This window comes from Reinekea sp., from assembly GCF_046710285.1.
Classification (GTDB): domain Bacteria; phylum Pseudomonadota; class Gammaproteobacteria; order Pseudomonadales; family Natronospirillaceae; genus Reinekea.
Genome location: NZ_JBKEGY010000027.1, coordinates 1 through 12681, shown reverse-complemented (window position 1 = coordinate 12681; position 12681 = coordinate 1). Strand labels below are relative to the sequence as shown.

Genomic DNA, 12681 nt, shown 5'->3' with positions numbered 1-12681 from the left:
ATTGGCTTACTTGAGTTATCGGCCGAATGTTCGATTAGCTTAGGCCTTTTTTCCTCATCTATTGTTTTTTTTGGTAGTCGTAGTTGGCACACCACCTGCAATATCCTCAGTAACCACCCGAAAAACACGGCCTTTCGGAGATCATTTGCCGCTTTTTTATACAAGTCGGCAAGTCTTGTTTTCTTTAGACGGCAGGCTAAAGAGCTAGGAAGTCGAATATGACACAAGCAATGAAGAATCTGCATCCTCAGGAACTTGAGCAGCAGGTAGATAAACCTAAAAAGTGGAAAGAACTGCAAAAGCGGGCTTTGTATCACTATGACAAAAGCTTAGATGCCAAAACGCCTAGTGAACAAACCGTAGCCCATCGGGGTAAGGCTAAGAGCATTGCTTTGCAGTTAAGAGAAATGGAGCCAATTAAGGCGACCGCCAATAATTTACTGGCGCGCATTGCTTTAGATGAAGGCTTCTATCAGTTGGCAGAGCATCATATTAATGAAGCATTGGTGTTAAGCGAAAAGGATGCTGGCCACTGGTACACTTTTGGCCACATTAAGTTGGCCCAAAAACACTTCAATGACGCGCTCACGTGTTTCTCTAACGCTCTAGATATAAAACCAGGCCATACCCGTGCAGCTACATCTCTAGCTTACACGCTGGCAAGGCAAGGTCGGGTAGTTGAAGCTTTTCAAGCATATCGTAACTTGTATCGTCTGCACCCTAGTGATGCTCACGTGAAAGAAAAGTTATTTGAAGTTATCTCATCTATTCGCGCAGATTACTATCAGGCCGATTTAGAAAAAGATGCCATAGGCTGGTTGAAGCTTCACAATGTTGATCACCAAGCACTATCGACTTTAGTGATGTCTCTCTTGACCCATAAATATCAACTTAGTGATCCAAACGCTGTCATCGATATTCAAGATTTAGCGAAAGATGAATTACTAAAACTCTCGCTAGAAAAACTCTACTTTACCAATAACGATTTAGAGTTATTTATCATACTACTGCGCAAGCAAGTTTTGTTAATCAGTATTGCTTCACAATATAACGACAATGGTTTGCTGCAACTAGCCACTCAAATTGCTTTGAATGCGGAACACAATGAGCACGTTTATCTTTATGACAAAGAAGAGACGGATTTAATACAGACGCTTCGAGAGCTTATTGAATCTACTTTATACTCAAGCACACATGGCACTGAATTTGGCCATCTTTTAGCTTTGTACGGCATGTATGAACCTTTAACGGCATTAAATGGCATTGATCAAGTAAAAACAACGTCTATGAAAGATTGGCCAAGCTACTGCCAACCGTTGATCAAAAATTCTGTTTTACATCGCTTTGAAGAGATTGGCATTGCCCAAAGTATCGAGCAATTATCAAACATTGAAGACTCTGTTTCAAAGGATGTAAAACAACAATATGAAGAAAACCCCTACCCTCGTTGGTTGCACCTAGGCTACAACACACCTACGAATTATGGCCGTGCATTAGAAACTGAATTAGCCGGTTTCAGAGCACCAGAATATTTCAATATGGGTAAAATAAAAGTATTGGTCGCTGGCGCTGGTACAGGCAGACATGCACTTAGAGTGGCGCGATACTTTCGCAATGTAGAAGTTTTGGCGGTCGATTTAAGCAAACGTAGTTTGGCTTATGCGAAGCGCATGGCCGACAAACATGACATCCAAAATATTCGGTTTTTATGTGCCGATATTTTAGATTTTGACGCCTTAGACGAAGAGTTCCATGTCATTGAATGTTCGGGTGTACTTCACCATATGAAAGACCCACAAGCAGGGCTACATGCTTTATTAAGAAGGCTAAAGCCAAATGGCCTAATTAAGCTTGGTTTATACAGCTATCAAGCTCGCGGTATTGTTCGTCAAATGCGTCAGTTAATCCAAGAGTATGATCTACCTATCAGCGCATCGGGTATACGAACCATGAGGCAAGCCATTCTTGAAGGCAATATGCCCTATGATTTCAAAGGCATTTTGTCGAGTCAGGATTTTTACTCTTTAAGTGGCTGTCGTGATCTGCTGTTTCACATTCAAGAGCATCAGTTTGAGCCATTAGAGCTAAAAGAGATGTTAAATCAAGAAAAACTGAAGTTTTTGGGCTTTGTACTTCCGGAACAAGTCCGTCAATCATTCACAAAGGATCACCCAGAAGATTCACTTCTAACCAATTTAGACAATTGGCAAGAATTTGAGCAAAAAAACCCGAACACCTTTGCCGGTATGTTCCAGTTTTATGCTCAAAAGCCTAACATTAGAAGAAGCTAGGTATGACTGCTAGTTAAGATTTAGCCCGAGACATAAACTTTTGTGTTTCGGTATTCACCTTAATAAGTTCACCATTTTCTATGTACTCAGGCACTTGCACTACGACTCCACCTTCTAGAGTGGCAGGCTTAGTACGTGCAGAGGCTGATGCGCCTTTTATACCTGGGGAAGTTTCAATGATCTTTTTATCGATCGATTGTGGCAATACAATTGCAACCATTACATCATTGACCATCATACCCATGATGCCCTCTAAACCCTCATTTAACCAAGGTAACTGGTCACCTAACTCTTCTTCGGACAAAGTGTGTTGGCTATAGTCTTCGGCATCCATAAAGGTGTGCATATCACCTTCGGCAAATAAATAAGACAGGTGACAGTTTCGATAGTCGGCTAAAGCAATCATTTCATCGCCCTTGAAACTCACATCCTTTTTGCGACCGGTTTTTATCTCGTTGATAACCATTTTGTATAACGTTGCTGCTCCGCGTGCGGACGGGTTACTTACGGTTATAGACTTAACGACGTATTGGTTCGAATCAATTTCGATAACCTGACCACTTTTAATTTCTGGTGCTCTTGGCATTTTCCTTTCTCCTAAAACAATAACTCCCGATCAAACGGGAGTTATTCATAATCAAACTAAGCAATTAATACGAATTAACCGTTAACTAAAAAGTGTACCCAAATTGAAGCAAAATAACCGAGCATAATGACCGGTGACCATTTTAGGTGAGCAAAAAAGGTATATTTTCCACGCGCTTGACCCATTAATGCAACACCCGCTGCTGAACCAATTGACAACATACTTCCGCCGACCCCTGCTGTTAAAGTCACTAACAACCATTGGGTTAGGTCCATTTCAGGCTGCATAGATAAAACGGCAAACATAACCGGAATGTTATCAATAATCGCTGAAGCGAAACCGACTAGAATATTTGCAATGGTAGGGCCTAAGCCAACATAGATAGCCTCAGAAGCTACCGCCAAATAGCCTAGGAAACCTAAACCGCCAACTGACAAAATTACGCCATAGAAGAAGAACAAGGTATCCCACTCAGATTGAGCAATTCTAGAGAACACATCAAACTCATAAGGATCAACAGCATTACCTGGTGGATTTTCCGCTCTACTCTGCCAAGAGCGCGAGCGACGACTTAGGTAATAGCCAAATAATTTCAAGTAACCCAAACCCAGCATCATGCCGTATACAGGTGGTAAGTCTAGGAAGTTATGAAAGCTCACTGCGGTTGCAATAGTTAAAATAAACAGTGCAATGATACCAACACCACCGGGCTTCATAATACGACCTGAAGCATACTTTAAGGTGGCTGCCTTTTCGGGCGTACCATTAGGTAACGCGAGATGCATGATAGCCGCAGGTACAACAAAGTTTACAACTGCAGGTATAAATAAAGAGAAGAACTCCCAAAAGTGGACATTGCCTTTTTGCCATACCATTAACGTAGTGATATCACCAAATGGACTGAATGCTCCACCCGCATTTGCCGCAACGACAATATTAATACAGGCCATTGATACAAATTTGGCGTTGTTTTTACCAACAGTCATAACAACAGCACACATAATCAGTGCTGTGGTCAGGTTATCGGCTACTGGCGAGATAAAAAATGCCAGAATACCGGTAATCCAGAAGAGTTGACGGTAACTATAACCTTTTTCGATCAACCAATTGCGTAACGCTTCAAAAACCCCGCGTTCCATCATGGCATTAATGTAGGTCATGGCCACTAATAGGAAGAAAAACAACTCAGCATACTCTAAGAAGTTATGTCGAATGCCTTGTTCTACTAAGTGTGGAATTTGATGTGTTGTATAGGCAATCGCAATCAGCGCCCAAATTAGACCTGCAGCCACAATGACCGGTTTCGACTTGGGTAAATGCAATTGCTCTTCAAATATCACAAAGATATAAGCAATTACAAATAGTGCAATGGCAGCATAACCAAACCATGAACGGGTTAAATCCAAAACTTCGCTTGTGCCTTCGCCACTGGCTAGCGTTAAGGAGGGTAAAAGAATACCAGCGATTAGCATTAAGAATGCTTTCATTACGTTTCTCTCTCATTATCTATTTTCCTAAGCTTTCTTTGGCTAATAGAAAACTTAGGAAAAGTCGATTCAATGACTCAATAGGAGGCGCATTATCCTACCTTATTTCAATAATGCAATGCTCTAGCCTGCCCAGATGACGTATTTTGTGTATCAAAACGTAGATTCTATAAATTCTACTGGCAGGGGATAATTACAGTACGATAAATGCTTAAAAAAACCACCTCTAAGGAGGTAGTTTTAATTAACTTTTGCTAATAAAAGTTCTAGCCGATCTAATGAGCTGGCGTCACCTTGATTTTTTCTCATGACGCCTTGTTGGTAGCGATAGCTAAAGACATCGAACCAAGTATCTAAGAATTCACCATTTCGAACTTCACCCAGCAATGTTAGCGCAGCAGCAGCGACCTCTGCAGTTGCTAAATGATGCTCATAACTGGCCGTTCGAACTAAATAGCGCGACTTTTGCTCTGGGTTAAATGCCAGTACCGGAAACTTATCGAGATATTCGCTGTTACGAAACATTTTCTTAGCTTCTCGCCAGCTACCATCTAATAAGATAAACAAAGGTCGTTTGCCCTGCTCTATTACAATTGATTTTCTAAAAACCGATCGACCTTCAGCCGCGTATTCTTCAGGAAATATAACCATTGGTTGCCACTGAGGATCCGCCAAAACCTCTAACAACGCCTGCTCAACTGATGTTCTCTGCCAAATAAAGGCAAAGGTATCGGGAATTAGATCAGCGATAAGACGCCCTGAATTACTCGGCTTAAGAACTTCATCATCGTAATACAGTAATAAGAAGCCAGCATTCGAACTGAGTTCAGGTTTAAACGCACAAATACAAAACTCGGCGTCAATTCGGCAGAAAGCACATCGCCGCACCGCACCACCACGCGCTTTAAAAGGCTTGGTTGAGCGTGCTAAACGTTGCTCATAGAGTAAATGGACGGCGTGTTTTTTCATGGGCGGGATTATACGGATAATTACTGTCGCTGCTAGGGCTGCGGGCTAACAGTTTAGGACTGCGGTAAACATTAATTTTACCGGTGGTCGAATGTTATTAGCCAATGGTCCGGTCAGATGGCCAATTACCCTTGGGCGGTCGCTCAGCGACGGGATATGATGCTGACCTAATATGTTGTGCGGAATTCTAGAGTTTTGCGGCACTTTCGGAGAGATGCGCTTCGCGGCCCTGCGGGTCGAACTCTTTTCGTTCGTACGCAAACTGCGTTTGCTAGTTTTGCTGGGCAAAACAATCTCTCCGTGCGTGAACACGTCATAGGTTACGGCATAACGAAAATGGTACGTACTTGAAGGATTGATGCTTTAAATGGTGCGCCCGGAGAGATACGCTTCGCGGCCCTGCGGGTCGAACTCTTTTCGTTCGTACGCAAACTGCGTTTGCTAGTTTTGCTGGGCAAAACAATCTCTCCGTGCGTGAACACGTCATAGGTTACAGCATAACGAAAATGGTACGTACTTGAAGGATTGATGCTTTAAATGGTGCGCCCGGAGAGATTCGAACTCCCGACCAAGTGGTTCGAAGCCACCTACTCTATCCAGCTGAGCTACGAGCGCTTTTGGAATGTTCCGAGTTGGAACGCTGTGCATTGTAATCGGGAGTGCCCTGCGAGTCTAGAAACTTTAGTAAATATTTTTCGCAAGCCACTGATATTTAAATGCTTTTTCTCATTTGGCCGTAATTATTTAAGAATCGACGCTATCAGCGATTTAAGCTGCATGGGCCTAACGGGCTTTTTAAGTAACTGAAACCCTCTTGCTTTGGTTGCTTCTCGGACTTCTTCTGTGTAGTCAGCGGTTATTACAATAACAGGGGTTTTTTCTAACCAGCTTAACTTCCAGCGATCTAAGACATTTAGACCCGTTACATTATTATCTAAGTGATAATCAATAATCACAAGGTCAGGTTTAACCTCTGCTATCAGCAAATTGGCGGCGGCTTCATTCAGGGCAACATCCACTATATAACCCCATTCGCCCACTAAACTCTTCATACCGTCAATGATAGATTGCTCGTTATCTAAACACAGAACTCGCCCGCTATGCTCAAAAAACTCTTCGACAGGAGCTTGAAGCTTCACCGCTGTTGCCGCATTAGTTATCGGCACGCTGACGCTGAATCGACTGCCTTTTCCTGGGACTGACTCTAATTCCAATTTGTGATCTAACAAATCTGCCATTCGGCGGACAATTGCTAAACCAAGGCCAAGTCCTTTTTCATCTGAAACAATTTCTGCAACTCGATAAAATTCGTCAAAAATCACCTTTGCTTGATACTCGGTTAAACCCGGTCCAGTATCAATAATATCAATTCGGCAGGTTTTCCCACGTCTACGAACGCCCATGACAACCCGACCACCGTGGCTGTAATTAATAGCGTTACTTAACAAGTTTTGTAAAATTCTACGCAGTAAACGAACATCCGATTTTATATATAAAGAACAAGGTACAATCGTCAAACTGACGTTTCTTGCCTTGGCGATTAAACTAAATTCAGCCGCCAACGAATGTTGCAACTCTGAAAAGGATATTTTTGTTTGGCTCGGTTTAATAATATCTGAATCGAGCTTTGATATTTCTAACAGTTCATTCAATAAGTTCTCTGCCGATTGCAAAGACTGCTCTATCTGGTGAGACAATACGACTAATTCACTATCAGTATCGAGCTTTCTCAGTTTAGACTGTAAACTCGCAGCAAATAATGCCGCGGAGTTTAAAGGCTGAACTAAGTCATGCCCTGCTGCCGCTAAAAAGCGAGTCTTATTTTTATTTGCTTTTTCAAGTTCGGTATTCGAAGCTTGCAGTGCCTCTGTTCGACGATTAACCGTTTCTTCAAGGTACTCGTTACTGCGCCTCAATTGGTCTTCAATAATTCTTCGAGCGGTTACATCGGTATAAACCGTGATATAGCCACCCTCGTCCATTGGCCGACCTTCAATTTCTAAATAGGTGCCATCTAAACGCTTGCGCTCGTATTTGTAGGGAGTTCCAGTAGTTAAGTGATTTAACCGTTTCAACACTAACAAATCTGGGTCGCCTTCACCGCATTCTCCAATGAACGCATTGTGGTTGAGTAAATCTTCTACCGGGCGACCTACCGAAAGAATATCATCTGGATAGGTAAACATTTTTTGATAGGTTTGGTTCCAAGCAACAATATTTAAGTCTCGATCGACAATGCTGATACCTTGGTTAATCGATTGCAATGCTGAATTCAAAAGGTCTCGGTTAAATTTTAGAACCTGAGAGGCTTCATCGACAATACTGGTGACATCACGCCAGTTCTGTCCTTGTTTTTGTTCAATTTTTTCAAATAACAATCTTGAGGCAGGCGCCCCCAAAACTGACGTAAGCATCCGTTCTGCTGAATGCAAAAATTCTGCATCGGCAACATCATCGGCCAGTAAGCGCCCGTTCAATGGGTTCACATAATTTTCAAACAAACTGTGCTGTTTTTCTTTAGAAACAAACTTGCCAATCAGCAAATGTAAGTCACCAATGGTGATAAGACGATCAGAAAAATTACTGCCTTTAGCCAATGCTGAATGAACAAATCGAGAGGCTTGAATACGATCCCTTAAAGACTCCTTACCATAAGCCGAGCCTAACAATAGCGCCAAGGTATTTAATGCTAAACTCCAAGCTAGTCCATGCACTACCGGGTCTATTCCATCAAGGCCAAACAAACTATAGGGGTTCATTATCTGTAGGCTAAACAGCCAATCACTAAAACCCGTAGATAATATTCCTGCACGAGCGAACAAAGGTAACAACAGAGTGTAGAACCACGTAATAAAGCCAACACTTAATCCCCAGATAGCGCCTTTACGATTTACTCCCGACCAAAAAAGACCTAAAACCAATGCAGGTACAAATTGAGAGGCCGCTGCAAAAGAAATTAATCCAATAGATACCAAGCCTTCAAACGCAACTATAAGCCGATAATAAAAAAAGGCAGCGAAAACAATAATCATGATACCGATGCGGCGTAATTGTAAGACTCGGCGGCCTAAGTTATTAGAGTCTGCATTCCACCAACCAAAACGAATCAGAATGGGGAGTAAAATTTCATTAGAGAGCATGGTACTCAACGCAACCGTCGCAACGATAACCATTGAAGTCGCAGCAGATAGACCACCAATAAATGCCAGTACCGCCATATCAGTACGTTCTAAAGATAGAGGGAGTTTTAAAATTAAATATTCTAAATCTACAGGGTTCGTTGAAAAGTACTTTAAGCCAACAATAGTAAGGGGTGCAATAAGGAAATTGATTGCTAATAAATAAACCGGGAAAAGCCAGCGAGCGCGTTTTAAATCATCGTCATGCCTGTATTCAACCACAGCAACGTGAAACTGACGCGGTAACACAAAGATGCCAAAGACACCTAGCATCACCTGTGTCATGTAAACGTAGGAGTTATCAAAACTGCTGCGCATTATTTCGGCTTCTGGCGCGAGTCGCCAATCTGAAATCACCTGGCCCAATCCACCGCCAACTTGGCTAACGGCCCAATAGGCGACAACAATAAAAGCTATGAGTTTTACAATAGATTCAAACGCAATGGCTAACATCATGCCGGGATGATGTTCCGAGGTATCTAAATGGCGCGTACCAAATAGAATTGCAAAACCACCCATGGCAAGCGATACAATAATTGCGGAATCACTTAACCAAGAATCTGATTGAAATTCAATACCGGTAACAAGGTTAAAGCTGGTTGATACTGCCTTTAACTGCAATGACACATAAGGAATGATCCCGATTAAACAAATAGTCGCAGCGAGCATTGATACCATCCGACTGTGGCCATATCGGCTGGCAATAAAGTCAGAAATAGTTGTGACATTTTCTTGCTTGGCAACTCGAATCAGCTTTCGCCAAAAAGTCATACCAAAGGCAAATAAAAGGATGGTGCCGACATGTGATGGTGAAAAAAACCAGCCAGCTTCCGCAAATTGCAGAGTTGAACCGTAAAACGTCCAACTGGTACAGAAAATAGTGAGAGATAAACCGTAAACCCACGAATGCCATTTATTGGATAATGGGTACTTATCACCTAACAAAGCGATACCAAAAAGTATCGCTATGTAGAGTAATGAAATAAAGATTATAAATGTTAAATTAAACATATCAGAGCAACATTCAATAATGACGACGCATTAGGGTGTTGCCTTTAGTTATAATTTTCAAGCAAATATTGACGATATTGCGCTCGAATATCGACTTTCTTTAATTTACCTGTGCCTGTGTGTGGCAATTCATCTACTACGATAATAGCATCGGGCAGCCACCACTTAGCAACTTTTTCGGTCAATACTCGTTTCAGGCTATCTTCATTGTATAGCTCGCCTTCACGCAAGGTGATTAACATAATTGGTCGCTCATCCCACTTTTCATGGGCTGCACCAATAACACAGGCTTCGTTTACCGCAACATAGTTTAACGCTGCGTTTTCTAATTCAACGGAGCTAATCCACTCTCCACCCGATTTGATAACATCTTTACTGCGGTCGACCACTCGCAAATAGCCCTGAGGGTTAATAACAGCAACATCGCCTGTTTCAAACCAGCCGTCAACCAAACTTTTATTGCCTTCTTGCTTGTAATAGGAGCTTAGCACCCAAGGCCCGCGAACTCGCAGGTCACCACGAGTTTCGCCATCGTGTGGTAAGGGATTACCACGAGCGTCAAAAATTTCAATCTCGACACCAAAAATAGGTTTGCCCGCGGATGACTGCAGTTCATAACACTCTTCCGCGGTTAAATCAGACATTTCAGGTGTTAGAATAGCGGCGGTCGCTAACGGACTGGTCTCCGTCATACCCCAAATGCCCATCCAATAAACGTTATATTTTTCTGCGAATGTTTTAACTAAGGCTTTAGGCGACGCTGCACCGCCAACGCCAACAAGTTTCAAGCTATCTATTTTTTTGCCTGTGGCTTGCAAATAATTATGTAACGTCAGCCAAACTGTTGGTACCGCGTAAGATTTATTGACTTGCTCTTCTTCAATTAACCTTTGAATGTTTTCACCTGTTAACGCACAACCTGGCAGTACCAACTTCGCGCCATATAATGGCGCGGAAAACGGAATGCCCCAAGCGACAACGTGATACATCGGAACAATCGGCATCGCGACTGTCCATTCATCAAAATTCAAAAAGTTACTACCGCCACCCATCATAGCGTGCTGAACAGTCGAACCTTGTTCATAAACAACACCTTTGGGGTTACCGGTTGTACCACTGGTATAACATAAACCGCATGGCTCATTGCTGGCCAGTCTTGGCCAGTCATAAGTATCAGCTTGGTTTGCAATCACCGTTTCGTAGCTTTGCAACTTAAAAACGGTGGAGCTAGGAAGCTGATCTTCTTCACATAAAATGATCAACCCTTTCACTGTTGGAATCTTGCCAGCAAGCGCTTCAATTTGAGGTAAAAACTCAGGGTCAATAAATAGATAGGTATCTTCAGCATGGTTGATAATGTATTCCAGCTGCTCGACGAACAATCTCGCATTAAGGGTATGCACAACACCACCCATTCCGGAGATGCCATAATAGAGTTCGAAATGTCGATAATGGTTAACCGCTAAGGTCGCGATATGATCACCTTTCTGCACCCCCAGACCAGCAAGGTAATTTGCTACCTGAGCTGCTCGTAAATAGGCCTCCGAATAGGTATAGCGATGTATTGAGCCATTGGGCATGGCTGAAACGACCTCTTTATTCGAGTAGCGCAAAGCTGCGCTTTTAAGAATATCGATCGTATTTAAGGGGAAATCCATCATATGATCAGCCACACCGCTTTCCTTCAATTTTTTAGGTTGTTCAACAGTGTATCGTCAGATAAATAAACAACCATCGGACAATTGTAGGAGACGTTAACTTTCTTCTAATAAAGTGACTTGCGTTTCGAGCCATTGATCAAACATATTGATCGGCATTGCGCCGTTTTGTCGAACGACCTCCTTGCCTTTATTAAACAAAATAACGGCCGGAATATTACGAATATTCAACTGTTCAGATAAATCGGTATTGATTTCAGTATTTACTTTTACAAAGCGAACGCGCGGCTCCCAACTGGCTGCAGCTTGCTCAAAAACAGAGCCAAAACTAATACAGGGACTACACCAAGCAGCCCAAAAATCAATAATGACGGGGATATCAGACTGTAAAACTAATGTTTCAAAGTTTTCTGAGGTTCCGGCTATTGATTGATAAGTAAAAATAGGTTTTTGACAGAAGGTACATGAAGGAGCAGGCTCGAACGGCCCTAAAGAGACTGAATTTAACTTAAAACATTGTGCGCAACAAACTTGTTGATTAGACATATAAACGCTCTCTGATTGTAAGACAGCGTAAAATTATGAGCCAAATGGCAGGAATAACAACTGAGATTCCTGCCGTCGATCAAGTTTGGGTTAATCTCTTTGTAAACAAATAGCGGTTCCTTCACCGCCACCAATACAAAGTGCTGCCAACCCTTTAGTTTTGCCGGTTCGAATCATATTGTGCAATAAAGTCACCATAATACGCGCACCAGAGCAACCTAAAGGATGCCCTAACGCCGTTGCTCCACCACTAATATTGGTAATGGCATGATCTAGACCAACGTCTTGCATGCCCAGCATAGTCACCATCGCAAAAGCTTCATTAATTTCAGCTAGCTCAACATCTTCAGACTTCCAGCCTGCTTTGCTCAACGCCTTATTCATGGCACCAATCGGCGCACAGGTAAACTCACTTGGCGCTTGAGCATGGCTAGCGTAACTACGAATAGTCGCCAACGGTGTTAAGCCCAGCTCGGCTGCTTTATCTGCCGACATTAATACCAATGCCGCTGCGCCATCGCTGATTGAGCTGGCGTTGGCTGCTGTAATAGTCCCGTCTTTAGCGAATGCAGCGCGCAATGCTGGAATTTTTTCAGGTTTCGCTTGGCCCGGTTGTTCATCAATCGCAACGACAATATCGCCACGACGGTTTTTAACCGTTACGGGAGTGATTTCAGCGTCGAAATGGCCTTCTTGAATAGCGTTATTTGCACGTTTAAGGCTTTCGAGTGCAAAACTATCCATTTGCTCACGGCTAATATCGCGTTCATTTGCCGTACGTTGAGCATGACTGCCCATTGCGTTACCGTCGTAGGCATCTTCTAGACCGTCTAAGAACATATGATCGTAAACCGATTGATGACCCATGCGCATACCAGCGCGGGCTTTATCCATCAAATATGGCGAGTTCGACATAGACTCCATACCGCCTGCAATACCTGCTTGTACAGAACC

Annotated in this window: 8 protein-coding genes and 1 tRNA gene; 1 reads left to right on the top strand and 8 read right to left on the bottom strand. The window is 42.7% G+C overall.

Annotated elements, in window-relative coordinates; genetic code table 11:
* Positions 1 to 218: 218 nt before the first annotated feature.
* On the top strand, positions 219 to 2291 hold the full coding sequence (locus ACI882_RS15310) for a methyltransferase domain-containing protein (RefSeq protein WP_411746697.1): 2073 nt from the start codon (positions 219 to 221) through the stop codon (positions 2289 to 2291).
* 13 nt (positions 2292 to 2304) lie between these two features.
* Here ACI882_RS15310 and yeiP read toward each other — a convergent pair whose 3' ends face one another.
* The 8 genes from yeiP to ACI882_RS15270 all read right to left on the bottom strand — a co-directional run.
* Positions 2305 to 2877 (bottom strand): elongation factor P-like protein YeiP, encoded by a 573-nt coding sequence (gene yeiP / locus ACI882_RS15305; RefSeq protein ID WP_411744590.1) that lies wholly within the window; start codon positions 2875 to 2877, stop codon positions 2305 to 2307.
* A gap of 74 nt (positions 2878 to 2951) precedes the next feature.
* Complete coding sequence (gene nhaD / locus ACI882_RS15300; protein WP_411744589.1) at positions 2952 to 4364, bottom strand: sodium:proton antiporter NhaD; 1413 nt, start codon at positions 4362 to 4364, stop codon at positions 2952 to 2954.
* 240 nt (positions 4365 to 4604) lie between these two features.
* Complete coding sequence (locus ACI882_RS15295) at positions 4605 to 5333, bottom strand: tRNA-uridine aminocarboxypropyltransferase (RefSeq protein WP_411744588.1); 729 nt, start codon at positions 5331 to 5333, stop codon at positions 4605 to 4607.
* A gap of 538 nt (positions 5334 to 5871) precedes the next feature.
* Positions 5872 to 5948: transfer RNA gene (locus ACI882_RS15290), tRNA-Arg, on the bottom strand.
* Between the two features lie 125 nt (positions 5949 to 6073).
* Positions 6074 to 9523, bottom strand: a complete 3450-nt coding sequence (locus tag ACI882_RS15285; RefSeq protein ID WP_411744587.1) for a sodium:solute symporter family transporter — start codon at positions 9521 to 9523, stop codon at positions 6074 to 6076.
* A gap of 44 nt (positions 9524 to 9567) precedes the next feature.
* On the bottom strand, positions 9568 to 11196 hold the full coding sequence (locus ACI882_RS15280) for a long-chain fatty acid--CoA ligase (protein WP_411744586.1): 1629 nt from the start codon (positions 11194 to 11196) through the stop codon (positions 9568 to 9570).
* 81 nt (positions 11197 to 11277) lie between these two features.
* Positions 11278 to 11727, bottom strand: coding sequence for a thioredoxin TrxC (trxC, locus tag ACI882_RS15275; RefSeq protein WP_411744585.1), 450 nt, complete (start codon positions 11725 to 11727; stop codon positions 11278 to 11280).
* 90 nt (positions 11728 to 11817) lie between these two features.
* Positions 11818 to 12681 (bottom strand): thiolase family protein (locus tag ACI882_RS15270; protein WP_411748533.1); only part of this gene is annotated, 864 nt, incomplete at its 5' end.

What these genes read in the sequence shown, in the direction of transcription:
- trxC (WP_411744585.1), bottom strand. Translation starts at nt 11,727, where the DNA reads ATGTCTAATCAACAAGTTTGTTGCGCACAATGTTTTAAGTTAAATTCA.
- ACI882_RS15310 (WP_411746697.1), top strand. Translation starts at nt 219, where the DNA reads ATGACACAAGCAATGAAGAATCTGCATCCTCAGGAACTTGAGCAGCAG.
- ACI882_RS15295 (WP_411744588.1), bottom strand. Translation starts at nt 5,333, where the DNA reads ATGAAAAAACACGCCGTCCATTTACTCTATGAGCAACGTTTAGCACGC.
- yeiP (WP_411744590.1), bottom strand. Translation starts at nt 2,877, where the DNA reads ATGCCAAGAGCACCAGAAATTAAAAGTGGTCAGGTTATCGAAATTGAT.
- ACI882_RS15285 (WP_411744587.1), bottom strand. Translation starts at nt 9,523, where the DNA reads ATGTTTAATTTAACATTTATAATCTTTATTTCATTACTCTACATAGCG.
- nhaD (WP_411744589.1), bottom strand. Translation starts at nt 4,364, where the DNA reads ATGAAAGCATTCTTAATGCTAATCGCTGGTATTCTTTTACCCTCCTTA.